At 65.3% G+C, this 24077-nt stretch carries 21 protein-coding genes; 10 read left to right on the top strand and 11 right to left on the bottom strand.

Annotated elements, in window-relative coordinates; translation table 11 throughout:
* Positions 1 to 69: 69 nt before the first annotated feature.
* From VL15_RS18790 to VL15_RS18745, 10 genes are all read right to left on the bottom strand, one after another.
* A complete protein-coding gene (locus tag VL15_RS18790) occupies positions 70 to 699 on the bottom strand; it encodes a PqiC family protein (protein WP_048247656.1) in 630 nt (209 codons plus the stop codon).
* A complete protein-coding gene (locus tag VL15_RS18785) occupies positions 696 to 2366 on the bottom strand; it encodes an intermembrane transport protein PqiB (protein WP_048247654.1) in 1671 nt (556 codons plus the stop codon). The genes VL15_RS18790 and VL15_RS18785 overlap by 4 nt, the downstream gene beginning before the upstream one ends.
* A complete protein-coding gene (locus VL15_RS18780; protein WP_419188678.1) occupies positions 2363 to 2977 on the bottom strand; it encodes a paraquat-inducible protein A in 615 nt (204 codons plus the stop codon). Before VL15_RS18780 ends, VL15_RS18785 begins: the two co-directional genes overlap by 4 nt.
* Positions 2978 to 3006: 29 nt before the next feature.
* On the bottom strand, positions 3007 to 3789 hold the full coding sequence (locus tag VL15_RS18775; RefSeq protein ID WP_230684485.1) for a paraquat-inducible protein A: 783 nt from the start codon (positions 3787 to 3789) through the stop codon (positions 3007 to 3009).
* A 163-nt stretch (positions 3790 to 3952) separates the two neighbouring features.
* Positions 3953 to 4213, bottom strand: a complete 261-nt coding sequence (locus VL15_RS18770) for a hypothetical protein (RefSeq protein WP_155420257.1) — start codon at positions 4211 to 4213, stop codon at positions 3953 to 3955.
* Complete coding sequence (locus tag VL15_RS18765) at positions 4210 to 4899, bottom strand: response regulator (protein WP_048247647.1); 690 nt, start codon at positions 4897 to 4899, stop codon at positions 4210 to 4212. The genes VL15_RS18770 and VL15_RS18765 overlap by 4 nt, the downstream gene beginning before the upstream one ends.
* 113 nt (positions 4900 to 5012) lie before the next feature.
* Positions 5013 to 6455, bottom strand: a complete 1443-nt coding sequence (locus VL15_RS18760; RefSeq protein WP_048247644.1) for an efflux transporter outer membrane subunit — start codon at positions 6453 to 6455, stop codon at positions 5013 to 5015.
* 4 nt (positions 6456 to 6459) lie between these two features.
* The gene (locus VL15_RS18755; RefSeq protein WP_048247642.1) at positions 6460 to 9603 is read right to left on the bottom strand and encodes an efflux RND transporter permease subunit; all 3144 of its coding nucleotides are present in this window, start codon (positions 9601 to 9603) and stop codon (positions 6460 to 6462) included.
* 20 nt (positions 9604 to 9623) lie between these two features.
* Entirely contained in the window at positions 9624 to 10781 is a 1158-nt protein-coding gene (locus tag VL15_RS18750; RefSeq protein WP_048247640.1) for an efflux RND transporter periplasmic adaptor subunit, read from the bottom strand.
* Positions 10782 to 11155: 374 nt separating this feature from the next.
* On the bottom strand, positions 11156 to 12295 hold the full coding sequence (locus VL15_RS18745; protein WP_048247638.1) for an ATP-binding protein: 1140 nt from the start codon (positions 12293 to 12295) through the stop codon (positions 11156 to 11158).
* Positions 12296 to 13075: 780 nt separating this feature from the next.
* Here VL15_RS18745 and VL15_RS18740 point away from each other — a divergent pair.
* From VL15_RS18740 to VL15_RS18720, 5 genes are all read left to right on the top strand, one after another.
* Positions 13076 to 13771, top strand: coding sequence for a hypothetical protein (locus tag VL15_RS18740; protein WP_048247637.1), 696 nt, complete (start codon positions 13076 to 13078; stop codon positions 13769 to 13771).
* A gap of 10 nt (positions 13772 to 13781) precedes the next feature.
* Positions 13782 to 14438, top strand: coding sequence for a TetR/AcrR family transcriptional regulator (locus tag VL15_RS18735; RefSeq protein ID WP_048247635.1), 657 nt, complete (start codon positions 13782 to 13784; stop codon positions 14436 to 14438).
* Positions 14439 to 14498: 60 nt separating this feature from the next.
* Entirely contained in the window at positions 14499 to 15977 is a 1479-nt protein-coding gene (locus tag VL15_RS18730) for a flavin monoamine oxidase family protein (RefSeq protein ID WP_048247633.1), read from the top strand.
* A complete protein-coding gene (locus VL15_RS18725) occupies positions 15978 to 16847 on the top strand; it encodes a c-type cytochrome (RefSeq protein ID WP_048247631.1) in 870 nt (289 codons plus the stop codon). It begins immediately after the preceding gene.
* Between the two features lie 262 nt (positions 16848 to 17109).
* Positions 17110 to 17781: a TetR/AcrR family transcriptional regulator gene (locus tag VL15_RS18720; protein WP_048247629.1), complete on the top strand. Its 672-nt coding sequence runs from the start codon at positions 17110 to 17112 to the stop codon at positions 17779 to 17781.
* Between the two features lie 256 nt (positions 17782 to 18037).
* Here the strand turns inward: VL15_RS18720 and VL15_RS18715 are convergent, their stop codons facing one another.
* Positions 18038 to 18700 (bottom strand): acyl-CoA thioesterase domain-containing protein, encoded by a 663-nt coding sequence (locus VL15_RS18715; RefSeq protein WP_048247627.1) that lies wholly within the window; start codon positions 18698 to 18700, stop codon positions 18038 to 18040.
* A gap of 532 nt (positions 18701 to 19232) precedes the next feature.
* Between VL15_RS18715 and VL15_RS18710 the strand changes: the two genes are divergently transcribed.
* The 5 genes from VL15_RS18710 to VL15_RS18690 all read left to right on the top strand — a co-directional run bounded on the left by VL15_RS18710 (position 19233) and on the right by VL15_RS18690 (position 23962).
* On the top strand, positions 19233 to 20720 hold the full coding sequence (locus VL15_RS18710) for a flavin monoamine oxidase family protein (protein WP_048247625.1): 1488 nt from the start codon (positions 19233 to 19235) through the stop codon (positions 20718 to 20720).
* A gap of 10 nt (positions 20721 to 20730) precedes the next feature.
* Complete coding sequence (locus tag VL15_RS18705; protein ID WP_048247622.1) at positions 20731 to 21387, top strand: c-type cytochrome; 657 nt, start codon at positions 20731 to 20733, stop codon at positions 21385 to 21387.
* A 34-nt stretch (positions 21388 to 21421) separates the two neighbouring features.
* Entirely contained in the window at positions 21422 to 22111 is a 690-nt protein-coding gene (locus VL15_RS18700; protein ID WP_048247621.1) for a hypothetical protein, read from the top strand.
* A gap of 585 nt (positions 22112 to 22696) precedes the next feature.
* Positions 22697 to 23530 carry a phytanoyl-CoA dioxygenase family protein gene (locus VL15_RS18695; RefSeq protein WP_048247619.1) on the top strand — a complete coding sequence of 278 codons (834 nt, stop codon included), beginning with the start codon at positions 22697 to 22699 and terminating at the stop codon, positions 23528 to 23530.
* 18 nt (positions 23531 to 23548) lie between these two features.
* Positions 23549 to 23962, top strand: a complete 414-nt coding sequence (locus VL15_RS18690; RefSeq protein ID WP_048247617.1) for a RidA family protein — start codon at positions 23549 to 23551, stop codon at positions 23960 to 23962.
* The last annotated feature ends 115 nt before the right edge of the window (positions 23963 to 24077 follow it).

Genomic DNA, 24077 nt, shown 5'->3' with positions numbered 1-24077 from the left:
AACAGTCGGCGCTGCTATCACCGATCGTGCAATTCACACTATGAATTTGTGAACCTTGGGCGGAATGAATTACGAATCGGCGGGACAGGCAGGGCGCCCGCTGCCGAAGCTGCGCACGGCGCTCGCGATCCGGGCGGCGAACAGCTCGATCATGAGCTGTTGCACGCGCACCATGTCGGCATAGCTTCCAGGGGCGGCCTCGTTGAGCCGCGTGCTGCACGAAATGCGCGGGCCCGGCGTGTCCTGCTGCACGCCGACGACCCAGTCGGCTTCGAACTGGGCTCTGCTCCCGGGCCACGCGTCGAAGCGGCGCACCTGCGTGCGGATGCTCATGACGGTCTGGTTCGGCGGGCGCGGCAGGCCGGTGACGTTGCGCGCGCCCAGTTGCTCGACGAGTGCCGACGAAAGCGCCGCGCGCAGTTCGTCGCCGAGCGGTGCGACCCAGCGTTCGTTATCGAGTATCACCGCGGTGCCCGTGCCTCTGCGAACGACCATCTGCTGCTGGTCGAGCTGGGCGGGTATGCCGACCGGCAACACATTGATCGCCAGCGGCGCGGTGCCGCGCGCGGTCGTCGCCGTCGCGGACGTGGCCGGCGAGACGAGCGTGTAGTAATGCACCGGGTTCGACGCGCAGGCGGTCAGCGCGATGACGGCACCGGTGCCCAGGGCGATCGTCTTGGCGCGAATCGGGAAGCTCATGGTTGTCGTGGCTCCTGCTGGACAGGCTGGGTTGAAGTGTCGGCAGGCGCGAACGGTGCACGATCGGCCCCGGTTCCCCGGAGCAGCGATTCGGGACGGCGGCCCAGCATGTCGGTCAGCGTGCGCAACGATCGCGCGGTACGCTGGACTTCGGTCAGCGTGTTCGCCAGGTTTTCCTGTAGCGGGCCGTCCTCGGCGATGCCCTGGCGCAACGCGCCGAACGTCTGGTTCGCCTGGTCGAGTGCGCGCGTCGTCGACGGCAGCAGCTGGCCGTTGACCTGCCTGAGCGTCGCGTCCAGGTTCGTCAGGCTCGAATCGACATGCTTGCCGATCGAATCCAGCGGCATCTTGTTGATCTTGTCGACGATGTCCGCGATCTGCTCCGGCAGCTTGTCGAACGTACTCGTGACGGTGGGCAGGGTCAGCGGCGTGGCATTGGCGTCGAACGGCACCTTCGGCGCGTTCTTCACGAAATCGAACGAAATGTAGAGCTGACCCGTCAGCAGGTTGCCGGTACGCGTTTCCGCCCGGAGCCCATGCTCGACCAGGCCCGCGAGGAACTGGGCCGCGCGCGGATTGCCGTTGCCTTCGGTCTTCTGCAGTTTCTCGACGACGGGGCCGAGCCGATACGGATAGACCTTGACCATGACGATGGACTGGAAGCGCTGCGCGGCACGGTCGAAGTCGAGCTGGGTCGAGACGACCTTGCCCATTTCGATGCCGGAAAATTCCACCGGTGCCCCGACCGCGAGCCCACGCAACGGCTGTTCGAAACGCAGTCGGATGAGCTGGGACGGACCGTCCGGAGCGGCCATCGCGGCAGCTTCGTCGACGGCGAGCGTAAACAGGGTGCCGGCAGGGGCGGCCGTCGTGCCGCCGTCTTCCGGTGTCGCGAACGCGATGCCGCCGCCCACGATCGTCGCGACCGACTGGGTTTTCAACTTCAGGCCGTTCGCGTCGAGCGAAAGATCCATGCCGCTCGCATTCCAGAAGCGCGCATCGGTCGTCACCAGGCGATCGTACGGCGTATCGATGAACACCTGCAGGTACATGTCGCGACTTTGCATGTCGAGCTTGTACGACGCCACGTGGCCTACCATCAGATGGCGGTAGTAGACCGGCGAGCCGATATCGAGCGAGCCGAGATCGGTGGCCCGCAACGCGAAGCTCGTCCCCGGCGTGCCGTTGATGACGGTAGGCGGCGTTTCGAGCCCGGTGTAGGCTTTGCGCGCCTTGTCGGAGCGGCCCGTGTCCATGCCGATATACGCGCCGGAGAACAGCGTATCGATGCCCGATACGCCACTCATGCCGATACGGGGCCGCACGACCCAGAAGCGCGTGCCGTCGCGAATGAGGTTGCGCGCATTCTTCACGAACGAAACCGTCGCGACCACGTGTGAACTGTCGTCGCTCAGCGAAATGGCGGTCACGGTGCCGATCACGACGTCCTTGTACTTGACGGGCGTCTTGCCGGCCTCGAGGCCTTGCGCGGTGCTGAACGTGATCGTGATTTCCGGTCCGACGGACAACCACGCGTGTATCACCATCGACAGGCCGATCAGAGCCGCGACGAGCGGCACGAGCCAGACGAGCGATAGCCGCATACGGTTGCGTGTCACGGGCGGGTCGTGGGGTTCGAGGCCTTGCGGGTCAGATGCAGGATTCATGCTTCCTCGGCGTCCCAAATGAGGCGTGGGTCAAAACTCATCGCAGACAGCATCGTGAGAATGACGACCATGCCGAAAAACAAAATGCCGGCGCGCGGCTCGATCTCGGACAGCGGACCGAACTTCACCAGCGCACAGATGATCGCGACGACCAGCACGTCGAGCATCGACCAGTAGCCAACCAGTTCGACCGCGCGGTACAGCACGGTCCGCTCGCGCATGGCCGACACGCTGCGCCGACCCGTCGTGACGAGCAACATGCCGATCGCGAGGAACTTCGTGCACGGCACGACGACGCTCGCGATGAAGATGACGGACGCAATGCCGTACGAGCCGGCTTTCCAGAACACCACGACGCCGCTGAGGATCGTGGATTCGCTGTGGCTGCCGAGCAGCGTGGTGCGCATCACCGGCAACAGGTTGGCCGGGATGTAGAAGATCAGGCTGGCGATCAGGAGCGCCCAGGCGCGCACGATGCTGTTCGAACGACGGGCGTGCAGCGCGGACCCGCACCGCGGGCAGCGTTCCGTTTCGGCGACGTGCGGAACCGCATCCTGCCCGGCGGGTGCAGACGTGCGGCAGACAAGGCCGCACGCATGGCACCCGATCATGCCCAGCTGACTGGCGCGCACGGGCAGGCTCACGGGCGACCTTCGACGGGTTCCACCGGCACGACCCGGTCCCATAGCTGGCGCGCATCGTGACCCGCGATCAGCGGGATCAGCACCATCAGCACTGCCGTGGCCCACAAGCCGGCGCCGGGAATGATCTGCATGATGCTGGACAGCTTGATGATGGCGATGAGGATGCCGAGCAATCCGACCTCGATCATGCTCCACGGTCGCAGCGCGACGAGCAGTCGCATCAGCGGGCCGAACGCGGGCGCGCGATGGCCCGCGCGGGCAAAGGCCAGCAACCAGATCAGCGTCGCGATCTGCAGGAACGGCACCACCACGATGGCAAAGGCCGTCGGAATCGCGATCGGCGCGGCGAGCCCCCGGGCAAGCGCGAGCGCGGATTGCCACAGCGTGGCCTCGCTATGCAGCCCTTGCACGCTGATCCGCATGATCGGGCAGAGGTTGGCGATGGCAAAGACCACGCCTGCCGCAACCGCCAGCGCGAGCCACCGGTCGATATCGAGCCAGCTCGATCGAAACAGCACGGCCGAACACCGTTCGCAACGCGCGATCTCGTGAGGCGCCAGTGCGCGGCGCCGGTAGACGCTGTCGCAATGCTCGCAGGCGATCAGGGTCGGAAACGTGTCCATGTGTTCGTGTTGCTCGTGCTCGTGCACTCGATGAATTGCGTCGCAGTGTGCTTCGCCTCGATGGATGTTTTTGTGCGGTTTGATGGAGAAATGATGGAGCCGGGATAAAAAATCGCAGGCTGCCTGGCAGCCGCTGGCGTGGCTCTCCAGGCCCACACAATCTGTTACGACAATGGCGAACTAGGGTTGGATTGGAGTGCTATCTTTCGCCGGCCTTTCGTCGAAACGAATGGGCAGCAACGCAAGAGCGGGGACTTCAGATTCAGGAAATGTTTTTTCACGTGGGGAAGGGGACGGGCGACGACTGTGGCGCAACGGATTACGAGCCTGCCGTGCGCGCCAGTTTGACGAGGTCGATGACCGTCGCCACTAGCGCGGCAAGAAGTAGGGTGCCGAGGAGCAGATAGCTCTGCGTCTCCCGGATCAACGCTGCGATCGGGTTGTTGGTCACAGGAGACGAAATGACAACGACCAGACCGTAGACGACGAACCAACTGGTCGCGATCGTTAGCGCGATAGTGGCGATCAGGAGGCCGCAGATCAATGCGAAAGGCCGCCAGGTTTTACGATGCGAGTTCACTGGGTGGCGCGTAGCCGATAGCCGACTCCACGCATCACTTCGGGCACTCTGGATGCGCCGGCGCATTCGAGCTTTTTGCGCAGCCGGCTGATATGACTGTCGACCGTACGCTCGAGGGCATCCACGTCGGCGAGGCAGGCATCGACCAGTTCGCCACGCGTGAACACGTGGTTCGGCGAGCCGGCCAGGTGAGCGAGTAGCCGGAATTCAGTCAGCGTCAGCGAGACGCTGGTTTCTCCGGTGTCCGTGCGGACCGTTGTCAGATAGCTTTGCATGTCGATTTCAAGGTTGCCGACCCTGATGAAGCGTCGCGAGGTGGCTGTTTCATAGCGACGCAGGATCGCACGGATACGCGCGACCACCTCGGCTGGATTGAACGGCTTCGTGATGTAGTCGTCCGCGCCGAAACGCAATCCCTGCAAACGATCGATTTCGCGGTCGAGCGCCGTGATGATGACGATCGGCGTGTCGCCGCGGCGGCGCAGTTCGACCAGGACTTCCCAGCCGTCCTTCTTCGGCATCATGATGTCGAGCAGGATCAGGTCGGGCTTCAGCACGGGCTGCACGTCGAGCACGGCCTGGCCGTGACCGACACGGTAGGTGCGAAAGCCGTCGTGAGCGAGATACGCGTCGAGAATCTCGGCGATCTCCGGATCGTCGTCGGCGATTAGTATCAATGGATTCATGGGTTTCACCGGAAATGAGCGTGACCTGTAGGCGGGCCGGCGGCGCGGCACGTGCGCCGCCGGACTTCACCGTGCGTTCAGTCGTCGCGAACGGAAGGGCGACGACTTGTTGCTCAGTTGTTCGCCACGTTGTTGGCGGGAGGCACATCGGTGTCGACCAGGCCGCCACCGAGCGCCTTGTAGAGCGCGACCGCGTTGCCCAGTTCGGCGTTGCGCAGATCCAGCAAGGCCTGACGCGCGGCATACAGCTGCCGTTGCGAGTCGAGCAGTTCCAGCCGATCCTCGATGCCGGCGCGATAGCGCAGGTTCACGAGATCGGTACGGCGCTCGGCGCTCTTGACGACCCTGGTTTGCGCGTCGATCTGGCGGCTGAACGTCTCGCGCCCGGCGAGACCGTCGGCCACTTCGCGGAACGCGGTCTGGATCGATCGTTCGTACTCGACGACCGCGCTGGACTTGCGCACTTCCGCGAGATTCAGTTCGGAACGCAGCCGGCCGCCCTGGAAAATCGGCAACGTGACTTGCGGCGCAAAACTCCACACGTTCTGGCCGCCGGCGAACAGGCTGCCCAGCCCCGGGCTCAGGAAGCCGATCGACGAGGTCAGCGACAGGCGGGGGAAGAACGCCGCGCGCGCCGCGCCGATGTCGGCGTTGGCGGCGACGAGGTTCTGCTCGGCCTGCTGGATGTCCGGCCGACGGTACAGCAATTCCGACGGCAGGCCGGCCGGCAGTTGCGTCATCACCGGCTGGCGCTCCAGCGACAGCGGGTCGGGCAGGTTCTTCGGCAGGTCGGTGCCGACCAGCAGCCGCAGCGCGTTGCCCGCCTGCTCGACGGCGCGCGAACGCGCTTCGAGATCGGCGCTGGCGCTCGCGACCTGACCTTCGGCCTGTGCGATGTCGACGCCGCTCGCCTGGTCCGCGAGCTTGAGCCGGCGCGCGAGGTCGAGTGACTGGCGCCAGTCGTTCAGCGTGCGTTCGGACAGCGCGCGTTGTTCCTGCGCGAGGCGCTCGGCGAAATACGCATTGGCCACGGAGCCGACGAGCGCGATCTGCACCGCGCGGCGGCCGTGATCGGTCGCGAGGTAGCGCGCGAACGCCGCATCGGACAGCGACTTGACGCGGCCGAACAGGTCGATCTCGAACGCGCTGACACCGACGTTCACGCCGTACTGGTTCTGCGTCGTCTCGAATATCGGCGGGTTCGATTGCGAGTCGGCCGGTGTGCGCTCGCGCGTGAAGCTCGCGCCGGCGCTGATCGACGGCAGGCGCGCGGAACGCTGGATGCCGTACTGCGCTTCGGCGGCCTGGACGTTCAGCGCGGCCAGGCGCAGGTCGCGGTTGTTGTCGAGCGCGAGCTCGATCAGGCGCTGCAGGCGACGGTCGCCGAACATCGTGCGCCAGCCGAGATCGGCCGCGTTCGCGTGCTGGTCGGCCGCGGCAGCGGTCGTGTAGGCGGTCGGCACCGGCAGCTCGGGCCTGACCAGCTTGGGTGCCATCGAGCAAGCCGACAGCGCGAGGGCGGCGGAAACCGCAGCGGAAAGAATGAGCAATCGCATGGCATCAACCTTCTTGTTCGTGGGTCACGGTGGCGGGCTTCTTGCCGGATGCGCGCCATGCCGAGATGCGTTCCTGGATGCTCATCACGAACACGAAGAAGACCGGAACGAAGAAAATGGCCAGCACGGTGGCGGTAATCATGCCGCCCAGCACGCCGGTACCGATCGCGTGCTGCGTCTCGGAGCTGGCGCCGGAGGCGATGACGAGCGGCACCACGCCGAGCCCGAACGCAAGCGACGTCATCAGGATCGGTCGCAGGCGGAGCTTGGACGACTGCACGGCAGCCTCGATCAGCCCCATACCTTCCTCGCGCAGCTGCTTCGCGAACTCCACGATCAGGATCGCGTTCTTCGCCGACAGGCCGATCACGGTGATCATCCCGACCTTGAAGAACACGTCGTTCGGCAGCCCGCGGAGCATCACCGCGCCGAGTGCGCCGATCAGGCCGAGCGGCACAACCAGCATCACCGACAACGGAATCGCCCAGCTCTCGTAGAGCGCCGCGAGCACCAGGAACACGACGATCATCGACAGCGCCATCAGCATCGGCGCCTGCGATGCCGATTCCCGCTCCTGCAGCGACTGGCCGGTCCAGGCCACCGTGAAGCCCGGCGGCAACTGCGCCGCCAGACGCTCCATCTCGGCCATTGCCGCGCCGCTGGAGTAGCCGGGTGCCGAACCGCCGGAGATGCGCGCGGACGGATAACCCTGGAAGCGCACCATCTGGAGCGGAGCTTCCGACCAGACCGGATGCACCACTTCGGACAGCGGCACCATGCCGCCGGTCGCGTTGCGCACGTAGAGCTTCATCACGTTTTCGATCTGCATGCGTGCCGGGGCATCGGCCTGGATGATCACCTGCTGCATGCGGCCTGCGTTCGGGAAGTCGTTCACATAGGTCGAGCCCATCGCGGCCGACAGCGTATCGCTGATGGTCGTGAACGACACGCCGAGCGCTTCGGCCTTCTCGCGGTCGATGTCCAGCCGCACGCTCGTGCCGACCGGCAGGCTGTCCGGATAGACGCCGGTCACCACCTTGCTTTGCGCGGCCAGTTCGAGCAGCTTGGTTTCAGCCGCCTTGAGCGCCGCGTAGCCCTGGTTGGCGCGATCCTGCAAGCGCATCGTGAAGCCCGAGCTGGTGCCCAGCCCGTCGATCGCCGGCGGCAACAGGCTCATGACCGTGCCTTCCGTCACGGCGCCCATCGCTGCCTGCGCGCGCATCGCTTCTTCCAGCGTGGACGAACCCTCGCGCTTGTCCCAGTCCTTGAGCACCGCGTAGTTCAGTGCCGCGTTGGAGCCGAGGCCGGAGAAGCCGTAGCCGATGATGGAGATGCTCGACTGGATTGCCGGGCGCGACGCGAGATGCTTTTCGAGGGTCTTGACCACGTCACCCGTGCGCTCGACGGTCGAATCTGCCGGGAGCAGGAAGCCGGTCATGAAGTAGCCTTGATCTTCCTCGGGCAGGAACGACGACGGCAGCATGCGGAAGCCGAACACCAGCGCGGCGGAAATCGCGACGAACAGCAGCATCACGCGGCCCGTGCGGCCGACCAGCCCGCCGACGCGCGTTTCGTACCAATCCGTGAGGCGGTCGAAGCGGCGGTTGAACCACCCGAAGAAGCCGCGCTTCTCGTGATGGCCATGCTCGATGGGCTTGAGCATCGTCGCGCACAGGGCCGGCGTCAGCGTCAGCGCGAGCAGAGCCGAGAACATGATCGACACGGCCATCGACAGCGTGAACTGCTGATAGATCACGCCGACCGAGCCGCTCGACATCGCCATCGGGAGGAACACGGCCGTCAGCACCAGCGTGATGCCGATGATTGCGCCGGTGATTTCCTTCATGGCCTTGATCGTCGCGTCCTTCGGCGACAGGCCTTCTTCCACCATCAGGCGTTCGACGTTCTCCACGACGACGATCGCATCGTCGACGATGATGCCGATCGCGAGCACCATGCCGAACATCGTCAGCACGTTGATCGAGAAGCCTGTCATCAGCATGACCGTGAAGGTGCCGAGCATCGCCACCGGCGCGACGATCGCCGGGATCAGCGTGTAGCGCACGTTCTGCAGGAACAGGTACATCACCAGGAACACGAGCACCATCGCTTCGAGCAGCGTGTGAATCACCTTCTCGATCGAGATCTTCACGAACGGCGCGGTATCGAACGGGATCGAGTAGGTCATGCCGGCCGGCATGGTCTTGGCGATCATGTCCAGCTGCGCGCGCACGGCCTCGGCGGTCTTCACCGCGTTGGCGCCCGGCGCCAGTTGCACGCCGGCGAAGGTGGCGGGTTTGCCGTTCTCGCTGTTGACGAAGGTGAACGCCTGCGGGCCGAGTTCGACCCGCGCGACATCGCCGAGCACGACCTTCGAGCCGTTCGCATTCGCGCGCAGCACGATCTTCGCGAACTGCTCCGGCGACGTGAGCTGGCCTTGTGCGGTGAGCGGCACCGTCACGCGCTGGCCCGGCAGCGCGGGCGCCGCACCGAGGCTGCCCGGGGCGATCTGCACGTTCTGCTGGCTGACGGCCGTCGTCAGGTCGCTCATCGACAGGCCGTAGGTGATCAGCTTCTGCGGATCGACCCAGATGCGCATCGCCTGTTCGGAGCCGAACAGTTGCACGCGGCCGACGCCTTCGACGCGTCGCAAGTCCTCGACGACGTTGCGCGCCATGTAGTCGGCAAGCGCGTTTTCGTCGTAGCGGCCGCTTTCCGACTTGAGGCCGACGAACAGCAGGAAGCCTGTTGCGGCCGACTGCACGATCACGCCGTTTTGCCGCACGACGGGGGGCAGGCGCGGTTCGACCGACTTGAGCTTGTTCTGAACCTCGACCTGCGCCATCGCCGAATCGGTGCCGGGCTTGAAGGTCGCGGTGATCTGTGCCTGGCCGGAGGTATCCGCCGACGATTCGAAGTACAGCAGGTTTCGTACGCCGGACAGTTCACGCTCGATGAGGCTCAGCACGCTGTCGCTCATCGTTTGCGGCGTCGCGCCCGGGTAGGTGGCGGTAATGGTAACGGTCGGCGGCGCGACCGACGGGTAGCGCGCAACCGGCAGTTCGGGGATGGCGATCAGGCCCAGCAGGATGATGAAGAGGGCGATCACCCACGCGAAGACCGGGCGCCGGATGAAGAATTGGGACATGACTGGAGGCTCTCCGTGAATCAGTGCGTGGAAGCGGTCTTGACCGCTTCAGGCGCCTTCCATGCGGTCGCGGTCGCGGCCGCGCCGTCGCTCAGGCGCTCCATGCCTTCGACGACGACCTTCTGGCCCACCTGCAGACCCGACTTGATGCGGTAGCTGCGGTGCGTCAGCTCGCCCACTTCGACGGCCTTGAGATGCGCGGTGCCCTTCGCGTCGAGCACCCAGACCTGCGTCTTGCCGCCGGCGCGGACGATCGCCTGTTGCGGTACGGTCAGCGCGTTGACGTAGTGCGCGCGCGGGATCCGGGCACGCACGTACATGCCCGGCAGCAGCTCGCGCTTCGGGTTGTCGACCAGCACGCGCAGCAGCACGTCGCCGGTACCCGGGTCGACGTTGACGCCCGAAAACAGCATGCGGCCCTTCACGTCGTAGCGCGAGTCGTCGTCGCGCAGCACGTCGACCGGCAGCCCGTTGCCCGCGGCGTCAGGCTGTCCCGCGAGCGCGCCGCGCAGCGAATCGAGCGACGCAGCCGGCTGGCGTACGTCCACATAGACCTGGTCGATCTGCTGGATGCGTGCCATCGGCTGGCTGTCGCTGCTCGCGACCAGCGCACCCTCGGTCACGAGGGCCTGGTCGATGCGGCCCGTGATCGGCGCCTCGACGGTCGCGAACTTCAGGTCGAGCTGGCGGCGTGCGAGCGTCGCGCGGGCCTGCGCGACGTCGGCGGCAGCCTGGTCGCGTTGCGACACCGAGTCGTCGTAGACCTGCCGGCTGATCGCGTCGGCCTCGACCAGCGGCTTGAGACGCGTGGTCTGCACCTTGGCCCGTTCGAGCGCGGCTTCCGCACGTTGCAGGGCCGCCGCGGCCGTGTCCACTTCGGCCTTGAACGGCGCCGGGTTGATCTGGAACAGCGGCTCGCCCGCTCGCACTTCCGAGCCCTGTTCGAACAGCCGTCGTTGCACGATGCCGCTGACCTGCGGCCGGATCTCGGCGATCCGGTGGGCCGCGACGCGGCCGGGCAGGTCTTCGGTCAGGTCGAGGGGCGAGGCCGCCAGCGTCATCGCCGCAACCGGGATGGCCGGCGCGGCGGCCTGCTGTTCGGAGGGCCCGCAGCCCGCCAGCATCGCCGCCACCAGCGCGCACACAGCGCCGTAGCAGGCTCGTTTCTGATTCTTCATGTGGACTCCTTGGGACGCAGGCACCCAATGGCCCGCATTTTCGGTTCGCAGTGTGCGTGCGCCCGATGGAGTTTTTTGTGCGTAAAAATGGAGGTTTGATGGAGGGTGCGAAAGAATGACAGGAGGGCGATGCGGCGGCGGGCCAAGCCCGAAGATGGCAGTGCGGGAATCCCGGAATGCCGAAATCATCTGACGAAATCGCGGTGGCCGCGCATGCCATCGGCATCGCCGGCCCAGCGGTCCGGGTGTTGTTATCGCGAGGATCGCATCGGCGTGGACGGCGAGCGCACCTCCCGTTCAGCGGTGGCGGGGGTGTGCGCGACGAGGCGCGGCGGCAGGCCGGCGCGGGGCGCGTCGACGGCTCGCCGGGAGATTCAGCACGGATCGGTATCGACGGAGCGCTGCGTGGCGGACGTCACGTCCTTCCGGTCCGGTGTCGCGATGCGCGGCGATGCGGGGCTGTCGGGCCAGCGCAACTCGAACGCCGTGCCGCCGCATGCTGTCGGGCTGCACGATGCCTCTCCGTCGTGCGCCTGCGCAATGGCCGCGACCACGGCCAGCCCCAGGCCGCTGCCGCCCTTCTGGCTGGATTGCGTATCGTCCACGCGCCGGAATGCATCGAAAATCCGGGCCGCACAATCGGCCGGGATGCCCGGCCCCTCGTCTTCGACCAGCAAGCGACACGCACCGTTTTCGACGCGCGTGTGAATGCGTATCGCGCCGGGTACCGCATAGCGCCGCACATTCTCCAGCAGCGCGAGCAGCGCCTGGCGCATCCGGAACGGGTCGCAGCGCATGGGCCGCGTATCGAGATCGAGCACCATGTGTTGACCGGCCGCGGCCAGTGAATCCTCGAACATCTCGACGACCGCGTTGATGTGCGTCGCCAGGTCGGTCTCCTGGATGCTGACGCTCAGATGCCCGCTTTCAGCGAGGCTGATCACGCGGAGATCCTCGATCAGGCGCGTCAGTCCTTCCGCCTGGGTCAACAGGCTTCGAAACAGCGCCTCGCCCGGCTGGAAGACGCCTTCCGCCAGCCCCTGCAACCGCCCGCGCAGAACCGTGACCGGCGTACGCAGTTCGTGAGCGATCGCGGCATTCCAAAATGCCTGTTCATCCGTCATGCGCTGCAATTGGGCCGCGAGTGCATTGAAGTCATCCGCAATCAGCGCGGCTTCGCGCATCGATCGATCGCCGGCGACGGCGCGCGCGGTCAGGTCGCCCTTGGCGACGCGGCGAATGCTGTCCGCGACGGAGTTGAGCGGCACCAGAATCCGGTGCGCGAGTCGCGCCGACACGACAATCGCGAGTGCCAGGCCGGTCACGATGGTGATGCCCAGCCAGATCCACTCGGGGTTCGACGGAAACCAGGTCGCCTGGTAGCAAACGTCGCTCCAGTGCCGGAGCATCACGTAGTAGAACGCATAGAGCATCAGCACGACGATCAACGTGACGCCGAGCGCCAGCTCCGCCATCGACACCGCAATCTTGCGGCCCAGCCCTCCGAGCTTCATTTCGTGCTCCCAAGCGTGGCGTTGGGTTGATTCACGACGGGAAAGTTGCGCGGTCTGATTGCCGTGGCATCAGCGGAGATACGTGACGGGGGCGGGCGAGCGGTGTGCCGGTCAGGGGCTGCCGCAGCAGTGCGGAAGGCGGCGGCGCGCCTCGGTGCGCCGAGGCTCCCGGCTGCAGGTGTGCCGGAGATGTCATGGTGCCCGGGACCGGAGAGGGCCGGGCTTGCATCAATGGGATCGCTCCCGACCGACAGAGACAGCGGCCGAACGGCTCGACTCGCGTGGGACGGTATGGATTCTTCAGTCATGGTGTCCGCTTTTGTTTTTGCTATTCACTCCATCGAATCGCAATGTTATCGCACGAAATTGGCTACCGGATGACACGATGGTTCGGCATGCGTTGGATTACGAGCGACGCTGGCAGTGCCGCGCGGCGCGGGTCGGCAGGGGTGTTGAGCCATCGTCTGGCTCGATGCCTGCCGGATGATCCCACGCGATTCACGCGCTTTCGAGGCAGGGGAATACCCTGCCTTTTTCTTGTGGTCATTTATTGTGTATCATGACCTACATTAGTCACAATTTTCTATCTGTTGAATGTCCCGGCCAGCTTGATCCGGCCGGATTCGATGGAAGAGGCGAGGATCGAGGAAGTGTGGGGTTTCGCTGCCGGTGCGAGCGGGAAACATGAGCACACCGATGGGTGTGCGCAATCGCGTCGGGCGAGCGTTGATCCGGAGAACAAATGAAGCGTCGAACCGAATCGGTACAGGGAGTTTCTTGATGGATTTCAGATCTCCTAACATCGCGTTGTCCGTTGCCTTGCTGGCGTGGGTGACAGGCACCTATGGCATGAAGTTCGTCCGGAAGCGTAACCCTTTGCTCGGGGCCGCCTGGTGGGTCGTTGCGGCGTCCGCCATCAACGCGCTGATTTTCATGGCGACTGGCTGGTCAGGCTCGTCCGGCGTAGCGCACTTCCTGGACATGTTCACGAGGGGGTTCGGCATCCCGGTGATCGCGGCTGCCGGCATGATGGCCGTCACGCACGAATACAGGCCGATGGCCCAGCAGGTCGTCATGTTGTTCGGGATGGCCGTGGTGGGAACGATGGTGCTGATGACGCTCGAGTTCGTCGATATCGTCCTGCCGTATTTCTATGTAGCGATGTGGGTGTTGCTGGCGCTCTATCTGGTTTATTTCGTCGTGCGGCTATTGCGCGTCGGGGAAGCGTTGCATGCGACGACGACGACGCTGGCGCTCGTGCTGTCGCTGGTCGTCGCGTACGTCGACGACCTATACAAGATGCCTGGCAATACGCACGGCGCCGTATTCAGTTTTCCCGTGCTGGCGCTGCTGACGTGGTCATATTTCGCGGTCGCGATCTATTACGCGTACTGCGCGCTGGAACGGAAGCGTCATGTCGAAACGGCCGGGGCTGCAGGCATGCTCCGATGGCGTGAATTTACCTCATTCGAATAGGAATCCTGAAATGAATGAGGATCTTAAAGAGTATGCAACACCCGGCGCGGATCAGGCGGGACAGGCGGTGAAGCCGACGCCTCGGCGCGGAAGGAAACGCGATGGTGAGTCACGGGAGCGTTTGCTGCAAGCGGCACGCACGATCTTCGCCGAAAGGGGGTATGCGGCGGCGAGCATCGAGAGCATCGCCGTTGCGGCGGGCTATACGCGCGGCGCATTCTATTCGAATTTCAGCGACAAGACGATCGTGCTGCTCGAATTGCTAAAGCGTGATCACGAAGACGTCGAGCGTGAACTGATGCGCATCGTAGAAGCGCGCAACGACCGCGAGGTCACGGAGCGCGCGATGCACGCGTACTTCAGGCAACGCTATCGCCAGCCAGACGCCTGCGTCCTGTGGATGGAAGCGGCGCTCCTGTCCGTGCACGACCAGCCGTTCCGCATTCAATTCTCTGCATTTCTGAACGAGCAGCGGGATCGTGGCTCGGCGTGCGCCGATGCGCGGCTGCCTTTGCCGATCGAGTTGCTGACGCTCGGCCTGACGGGGCTGGGCGACGACGTGTTGCCCGACGACGCGAGCGGACGGTGGCACCTGACAGACGCATGGGTCGACGCGGCGGTGACGCGGGTGTTCGCGATCAGCCCGTACGACGAGTCGATGGAATGACCGCGCGATTGCGGTGTACCGGTGGAAGGACAAACTGACGAGGACGGAAGGAACATAAAAATGAATCGCAAACCCAGGCCGGATGCACAGACTCGGCGCAACATACTGCGCCTCGCAGCGGTGGGCGCGGCGTCGCTCGCGGCCGGCGATGTGTCGCTCGCGCATGCAGCCGACGCAGTCACCGGGAACGACGGCGTGCTCGACGTCGTGATCATCGGCGCCGGGCTCGCAGGGCTGACCGCTGCGCGCGACCTGAAGCGTGCCGGATGTGAATCGTTCGTCGTGCTCGAGGCGCGCGATCGCGTCGGCGGGCGAACCTACAACCACGACCTCGGCGGCGGGAGAATTTCCGAGGCGGGAGGGCAGTGGTTCGGCCCCGGCCAGACGGCGATCGTCGATCTCGCGCGCGAGCTGAACGTCGATTCCTTCGATACGTACTACGCCGGCAAGACGGTGTATCTGGCGGACGGTGCGCGGGTGGCCCAGGACACCCAGGGCACGGTGGGCGGCAACGGCACGATCGCGGCACGGCTCAACGCGATGGCGAAGAACGTGCCTTCGGCGGCACCGTGGAAAGCGCCGAATGCGGCGGCGCTCGACAAACTGTCGCTGGGTGCGTGGCTCGCGCAGCAAGGCCTGACCAACGAGGAGAAATTCTCGTTCAGCCTGGCGGCCCGTTTGTCGCTCGGCACGGCGCCGGCGCAGCTCGGCTTGCTGCACTACCTGGCGACGATCAACAGCGCGAACAGCGACTATGACCAGCTCGAGTCGATCAAGGGGGGCGCACAGGAATCGCGTTTCGTCGGCGGTTCGCAGGTGCTGAGCATCAGGATGGCGAACGAACTGGGCGAACGGGTGAAGCTGTCCTGCCCGGTGCGCAGGATTTCCGGCTGGGATCGCGAGGTCGTCGAGCTCCATACCGACCAGGGCGTCGTACGTGCGCGCCGCGTGATCGTCGCGTTGAATCCGGCGCTGTGCAACCAGTTCGTATTTGACCCGCCGCTGCCGGACGGCCGCGCGCAGTTGCAGCGCCTGTGGCCCGCGTACGCGCCGATGCGCAAGACGGTTCACGTCTACGACCGGCCGTTCTGGCGCGACGACGGGTGCAACGGGCAGGTCATCCCGGTCAACGGTCCGCTGTTGTGGGCCTATGACAACTCGCCGCCGGACGCCTCGATCGGCGTCATCAACGGCTTCATCGCACCGGGCGCGCTCGCGAGCGACGCGAAGGTGGCGGAACAGACGCTTTCCACGATCTACGCGCAGGCGCTCGGCGACAAGGCGCTGCGCCCGACACAGTTCCACGATTTCGACTGGGGCAAGGTGGACCCGTGGTCGTTGACCTGCATCCATCCGATTCCGCCCGGCTTCTGGACGAAGTGGGGCGAGTACCTGCACCCGCCGGCCGGGCGGCTGATCTGGTCAGGAACGGAGACGGCGGATATCTGGGCCGGTGCAATGGATGGCGCGGTGCGTTCGGGGCATCGCGCCGCACTGCAGGTATTGGGTGCGCTCGCGCATCGGACGACGGAGGCTTGAGTGAAGCGAGCATGGATCATCGGTGTTGTCGTGGTCGCCGCCGTGTCGGCGGCAGGCGTACTGTTCGGGCGCGATCTGTACGGCTATTACCGCTTCGGGAAGGCGCTGGACGGCGGGGCCGACACGCTCAGGGTCGATGCCGGCCCGTGGCCTCAGCCCCAGGAGACGTGTTTTATCTGTCACGGCCCGCGCGGGCAATCCGGTAACGGCGGATATCCGGCGCTGTCAGGCCAGCCGGCGGCCTACATCGAAGCCCAGTTGCGCGCGTTCGCCCGCGACCGCCGGCCGGACCCGTACATGGGGCCGCTTGCGCGCGGCATGGACGAGAAACAGATGAAGCTGCTGGCCGAGTATTTCGCGCGCCAGGCGCCGGTCCAGAACGAGAAGATCCGCGTCGACGCGGCGCTCGCCGCGCGCGGCATGTCGGTGGTGCAGACGAGGAGCTGCGTCGCGTGTCATGGCGCGGGCCTGACGGGCAACGAGCGCGCGCCTCGCCTCGCGGGGCAGGGCGAGGCCTATCTCGCGGACCAGCTCGTCGGGTTCCGGGCAGGCAGGCGGCACGACGAGACGGGCGCGATGAATGGGGTGGCCGCCGCATTGTCGGACGAGGACATCCGGGCCGTCGCGCACTACCTTGCGGGTATCGCACCGATGCATGCCGCGGCCGCATCGACGGATCATGCGCCGCGCCTCGCGAATCACGACGAGGCGGATCTGGTGAAGCAGATCACGGCCATCAAGACCGGGAATCGTGCCGATCCGGCCGGTGCGATGCATGCCGCTGTCGCCAGGTTGTCCGGCGACGACATCCGTGCCGTGGCGTACTACCTGGCCAACGTGTCTTCCCGGCGCGACGGCGGTGTGAGGTAACGCCCGGAGAGGCGATCCCGCCTGCTTGTGGCGACGGCGCGGGCGGACGCCAGCGCCGACGTGGAGCAGGCAGGCACGGGGCGGCCGCGACACGTCGCGCGCGACACACGCTGCGACGAACGGAGGCAGCGGCCGCGAGCCGCTGGCCGGCGGCGCCCCGGATGGAAATTGGTGTCGGCATCGGGTATAGTCGTTCGCGACCGGCGAAACGCCGGTCCTATCACATCAGGAAGGCGGGAACGCCCAGATCACGACGGAAGCGATGACAGTGCCTATTGAGCAACCGACCAGGAAACGGCGGATATCGAGTGCTGCACCCACCGGCGCGCAGCCTGAAGGCCTTCGGGCCCAGGGCGTCCGTACGCGCAAACTCATCGTGCGCGTGGCGAGGAAACTCTTGCTCGAGGGCGGTGCGCTGGAGTTTTCCCAGCGTGCGGTCGCGCAGCGTGCCGGCATCAGTGTCAGCAACCTCCAGTACTACTTTCCAACGCGACTTGCCGTGCTGCGGGCAGTCATGGAGCCCGAGATCGAGGCATACCTGAGCGCGCTGAAGCGCGCGCTCGAAAGCGGCGCGCCGCCGCGTGAAACGCTCGATGCATTGCTCGGTATGGCGCTCGAGAATGCGAAGGACGTCAAGGGCACGGCCCTGTGGGCCCACTTCGTTTCGTTCGCATCGATCGATCCCGAATGCGCGCGGCTGATCGACGAATGGTATGCGTCCTTGACGCAAGCCATTGCCGCGCTCGTCCGTGCGGTGAATCCGGGCTTCAAGGCGGCCGACAGCGAACACGTCGCGATGCTGCTCGTCGCGATGGCCGACGGGCTGGCGCTCCAGTACACGATGGGGCGGCAGACGGAGGGGCTCGATGCGAGGTTCCTGGCGTCGGCGTACAGCCTGGTGGAGGGCAAGGCGTCCCGCGGCAAGAGCCGATAGCGGCCGCAGCCTGGCCAGGTGACACGAGAAGACAGGGCATGTCCCTGTCTTTTTTCTTTTGCCCCCGCGCGTGATACCGCGTGGCGGGCGCCGCGTCTGGCGATGGCGACTCGCGGGGTGGGCATTCAGCTTGCCGGACGCGTGTTGCCAAGCGTTCCGCGGAATTTCGCGAGCTGGCGCGATTCCGCCACGAGCTGCCCGCCCGTATCCCGCAATTCACCATCGATGACCAGCAGGCCATTGCGGACTTCCTTCGTCAGAAAGCGTGCGTGGATCGGCCCGGGGCCGGGCGTGAGGTGTACCGCATTTCGATCGTCGGCACCGATCCCCACTCGGCCCGATCAATGACGTTGTAGATCGGCGGCGGGAACGCATCGGCGAAGAGGGCCAGCGACGCGAGCGTCGGTGATGATTCGTCATCTAGAGAAATCCATCCCTCGATGGTCGCGGCGTGTTGCGGCCCGCTGTTCTGCAATGCCCCAGGTGCGAGACGCAGGTCGAACTGCGAGATGAACGAGCGCATCGGATCGGGGATCGCCAGCGTGTCGATGCTCACGCACGCGCGACAAGGCGTGGCCGGCAGCTGCGGTCCCGCGCAGTGCGACGCCGTTGCGCCGATTGTCCGGGAGAAGTCGGTGAACGTCGCAACGCAGAACGCCTTGAGTTCGTCTTCCCGCATCAGCGACAACGTCGCGCGCGACGGGCTTTTCGTCGATCCCAATTCGACGATGCGGGCCGTTGCAGGGCCGGAAACGGGATGGCCGAGAAAACTCGCGTTGATCGACAGCAGGTCGGGGTGCGCGCTTCGGTTGGCGAGCGTCTCGGCTGCCAGCTTAGTGAGGTACCCCCCGTTCGGATAGCCGAGGACGTTGAATCGAGACGAGATATCGACGGGTATTTCCACGCAGGCGCCTGACATTCCTGTTCCTGTGAAGCCATGCCCCGTCGACGGGATGGGGAATCGAATTGAGCGGCACGCGCACCGCGACGTGCACGCGAGTCGCTACCGCGCATGGGTTGCCGTGATCGAGCGTGTGAATGCCATGCGGCAATGCCATTGCCGGCGGATCGATGCGATATCTTGCGAGGATTCGCGACCGCGAGCATAGCGGGCACGTGCGCCGCATTGAAGTTTATTTTGTGAATCGGCATGCATTCGTGCGATGAATGACCTGCTTCGCGCATCGTCGTCTGCACGCGTCCGATGGTCCTCCGAAGGCAGGGTAATCCCCCGTCTTTTTTTTATTCTTGTTATATGTATCATGACCTACGTTTGTCACATATTCCTACAAATGGATTGCATGGTTCGTCGACTGCCTTGCGCTACGAGCGGGGCGGGAGTAGCGGCCGCACTCCGATCGGTCTGGAACGACGTGCCGAACGGGCCGCCTATCGTTCGTCATCCTGATGGACGGCTCCCGAGCGACTTTCATTGCAGTAGCCAAGACAAAATGCCAAAGAAGTCTTTCCCCAATGGAGCAGCCGATTTGCATCGGAGGCAGTGGCTCAAGTATGCGGGCGCGTCAGCCGCCGCCGTGGGCACGCTTGCGATCGGCGCGCGGCAGGCGAGCGCCGGCGAAGGCGACACGTCCGGCACGCCGGGCGACGTGCTCGACGTGGTCATCATCGGCGCGGGGCTGGCCGGACTGACGGCCGCGCGCGACTTGCGACAGGCCGGTTGCGAATCGTTCGTGGTGCTCGAGGCGCGCGACCGCGTCGGCGGCCGGACACTCAACTACAACGTGGAAGGCGGATTTGTCACCGAGGTCGGCGGCCAATGGATCGGACCGGGCCAGACCGCCGTCGCCGATCTTGCCCGCGAACTGGAGGTCGGCACGTTCCCGAGTTACTACGAAGGCAAGACGGTCATCCTGGGCGGCGACGGCCGCGCGACGGCCGACCTGAAAGGCACGTTCGGCACCGACGAAGCCATATCGTCGAAGCTCAGCAAGATGTCGCGGGACGTGCCGTCGGGCGCGCCGTGGACGTCGCCCCGGGCCGGCGAGCTGGACAAGCTGTCGGTGGCCGACTGGCTGGTGACGCAGGACATCAAGCCCGAGGACCGGGTGGGTTGGGAGGGCTCGTGCACGCTGAGCGGCGGCGCTCCGCCGGTCAGCATGGGGCTGCTGCACTTCCTGTCGATGATCAATTCGGCGTCCAGCGACTTCACGCAACTCGACTCCATCAAGCACAGCGCACAGGAAACGCGCTTCATCGGCGGCTCGCAGATCCTTTGCACGAAGATGGCCGGGCAACTGGGTGACAAGGTGCGCCTGTCGACCCCGGTGCGCCGGATCTCCGGTTGGGATCGCGACATCGTCACGCTGCATACCGATCGTGGAGCGGTGCGTGCGCGCAAGGTCATCATGGCCATCCACCCGGCCCTCTGCAACCAGGTGCAGTTCGAGCCGGCGTTACCCGAGAAGCGGGCGTCGCTGCAGCGTGCGTGGCCCGCTCACTCGCCGGCGCGCAAGACGGCGATGGTCTATCGCCGTCCGTTCTGGCGCGAGAAGGGGTTGAACGGCCATATCTTCCAGGTCGGCGGGCCGATCATCTGGGCGTACGACAACTCCCCGCCGGGCGGCGAGATCGGGATCATCAATGCGTTCGTCCGGAACGCGCTGTTGCCGACGGACCGGAAGGCCGCGCAACACATGCTCACGGACATCTACGCGCAGGCGTGGGGTGACGACGCGCTGTCGCCCGTGTCGTATCACGACCATGACTGGAGCCGCGCCGACCCGTGGACGATCACGTGTGTGTCCGCGATTCCACCGGGCTTCTGGAGTGCGCACGGCGAGGGACTGCATTTGCCGTGCGGCAATCTGATCTGGTCGGGGACCGAAACCGCGAACATCTGGGCCGGCTACATGGATGGCGCCGTGCGTTCGGGCCATCAGGGTGCATTGCAGGCGCTGAACGGCCTGCGTCGCGCATAGGAGAGCAATCATGAAAAAACGCATCTTGCTCGCCATTGCGGGGCTCGTCGCCGTATCGCTCGTCGTCTTCGGGCCGACGTTGCTGAATCTGTACCGCCTTCAACAGTTCGTGTCCGCGTCGGAAGATGCGTACCGCGCCGACGGCGGACCGTGGCCGCACCAGACCGACACGTGCCTCGGCTGTCACGGCGTCAAGGGTACGTCGGTCGACCAGGGTTATCCGAGCCTGGCGGGGCAACCGGCGTCCTATGTGGCGGCCCAGCTTCACGACTTCGCGAGCGGCAAGCGCGCCAACCCGAACATGGCGCCGCTGGCGATGAGTCTGAGCGAGGCCGAAATCAAGTCGCTGTCCGAGTACTACGCGCGGCAGCCGGCCCGCAGCAACCGCTACTTCGAAGCCGATCCGCAGCTGGCGGCGCAAGGCAGGCAACTGGTCGAGAAGGGGACGTGTGCCGCGTGTCACGGCGCCCGCCTGACGGGCCAGGCGAAGTTCCCGCGACTGGCGGGCCAGGGGCACGACTATCTCCTGAAGCAATTGGAGGCGTTTGCCGCCGGCACGCGAACCGAAGCGACCGGCACGATGCAGCGCGTCGCCGCCGCGCTGTCGCCGAAAGACCGCGAGGCCGTCGCCCAGTACCTGGCGAGTTTGAATCCGGAGAAGGAATGATGAACCGTATGCAATCGGAATGGAGTGTTTGATCATGGACAGCAGATCGCTCGTACTTTGCTTCGCCAGTGCGTTGCTGGCAACCACGACGGCCACGTACGGCTGGAAGTTTCTCAAGCGGCGCAATTTCCTGCTCGGAATCGAGTGGCTCATCGTCACGGTCTCTTCGACCAACGCGCTGATCTACTTCGCGACTCGCTTCGAGATCTCGGGGCTCGTGTCGCATGTCCTGGATGCGTTTTCCCGGGGCTTCGGGATGCCGCTCGTCGCCGTCGCGGGCCTGATGGCCGTGACGCGCGGCTACAGGCCGTCGGGCCGTCAGGATGTCTTGCTGTTCGGGATTTCCACCGTCGGCACCGTCGTGCTGGTGTCCGGCCTGATCGCGAAAGTGCAACCGTATTTCTATGTCGCGGCATGGGCATGGCTGACGATTTACCTCGCGGGTTTCGTGCGGAAACTGCTGGCGGCCGGCGAGCGGTTTCACGCGATGACGACGACCGTCGCGGCAGTGACCTCGATGGTGATCGCGTGCATCTACGACTTCTATCCGATACCGGGAGACGAGCACAACGTCGTGCTCAACTTCTTCGTACTCGCGCTGGTGACGTGGTCGTACATGACGGTCGTGCTGTATTACGCCTATTGCGCGCTGGAGCGCGCAGGTCAGACGCATGACGCCAGCCGGTTCCGCTCGCCACGGAACGGGGATCGTCGCCTCGCGTAAGCGCGTGGCGACGCGCATCGGAGCATTCGCGTCGATCGAAGACACGCGCCGGAGACGGCTGTCGTGTCGCGCAGGGTCGAATCGCCTCTGTGACTCACCGCGGCCGATCGCGCGCGTGAGTCACGGTGTGCCGGAGCGCGGCTTGCCTGCATCGGCCGTCGCATATTCACCGGCCTTCGTCGGGCGGTGTCGACATCGATCCGTCGACGACCCGAGCGTCTCGTTGTCCGGCTTGTTCTGGATGGCGGGGTGTCCGCGCGGTGCTGACCGCGACACGTGAAGGCCGTCGAACAATCGTCGCAGGAAAGAGGGGGCACTAGCCCTTCGCGTGCCCTTTCGTCGCACGTGCCAAGCGGCGCGCCGGCAGGCGCGCCGCCGTGATCGGCTTCGCATGCCCGGCTGGGGGATCGGCTGCCATGCAGGCATCCAGATTTGTCCACGCATTGAATTCGTACCGGGAATACCCTCTCTTTTTATTTTGTTCTAAATTTATCATCATTACCTAACATTGTTATTCCGTTCTACAGTCAAGACGGTACAGCGCACCCTCGAGCGGGGCGCGGGCGAACCAACAGGAGGTGACCGATGGACGATGTCAAGCGCAAGGCTTTCGCGGAAGACGGCGCGGTTCTGATCGAAGGTGTGTTGAACGAGGAACAGCTGGCCCGATGCCGGCTCGCGTTCGACTGGGGTATTGAAAACCCGGGGCCGATGGCGTCGAGCATCCTCGACGGTACCGAATTCCGGTCGCACGTCGACAACGCGAATCCGTATGCGAAGGAACGGCTCGACGAGCTGGTCGCCACGCTGCCGCTCGGTCGCCTGTTTGCCGACTTGTGGGGATCGGAGCACGCGTGGTTCTTCGCCGAGGAGCTGTTCCTGAAGCGAGGCGGAAAGGGCGCACGCTCGTTGTGGCATCAGGACACCTCGTACCTGCCGTGGGCAGGGATGCACTTCGGCAACGCGTGGATCAGTTTCGAGGCCGTTCCCAAGCGCAACGCGCTCGAGATCGTCCGGGGTTCGCATCGCGGCGTGCGTCACGACGGCACCACGTTCCAGAACGTCGACGATCCCACCGAGCCGCTGCATGGCGGTGGCGTCTGGCCGCGGATGCCGGACATCGAAGCCGAGCGCCGCGCCGATCCGGGCAAGTACGACATCATCTCGTGGGCCACGAAGCCGGGCGACGTCCTGCTGCTTCATCCCGGCGTGCTGCACGGCGGCGGCGTGGTCGATCCGGCGTTTCCCGATCGCCACACGCTCGTGCTGCGCTTCTTCGGCGACGACGCCACGTTCAGCCCGCTGCCGGACTACAGCGCATCCGGCTTCACGCCGGCCGGCGTGCTGTTCGTGGACGAGCTCGCGTCCTTGAAGGCGGGCGACCCGTTTCGCGCGCCGTGCTTCCGTCAACTCGTCTGAATCCGGAGGATTCCAGTCATGGCAACAACCAGCAAGCGGCAACAGATCATTCCACCCGGGTTCAAGGCGTGGTACGACACTTACCATTTCGCCCCGGCTACGCGTGTGGGCGACACGATCTGGGTTTCCGGCCAGGTCGGGATCGGCGCGGACATGCGGCCGGGCGACGGCGTGCAGGCGCAGGCGCGCATCGCGTTCGAATCGCTGAAGGCGATTCTGGTCGAGGCGGGCGCGAGTCTTGCCGACGTGGTGGAACTGACGACTTTTCATACGGATCTGCGCGCCGAGGTAGAAGCCTTCACCACCGTGAAGGACGAATACTTCCCGGATCGGTATCCGTCGTGGACGGCGGTCGGGGTGACGCAGCTCGCGCTGCCCGAGCTGTGTGTCGAAGTGCGGGCGGTGGCGGTGGCCGGTTCCGGCGCTGCCTGACGCGGACGCCCGGCCGTTCGCGCGGCCGGCGCGGCGTCGACGCAAGAGGGTGTTCGACGCCGCCACATCCGGCAGAAGAATACCGACAATATTTCGTATTACTTACAACGTAGAG

It is taken from the genome of Burkholderia cepacia (assembly GCF_001039005.1).
Lineage (GTDB): Bacteria > Pseudomonadota > Gammaproteobacteria > Burkholderiales > Burkholderiaceae > Burkholderia > Burkholderia theae.
This window is presented reverse-complemented; position numbering and strand designations above follow the sequence as displayed.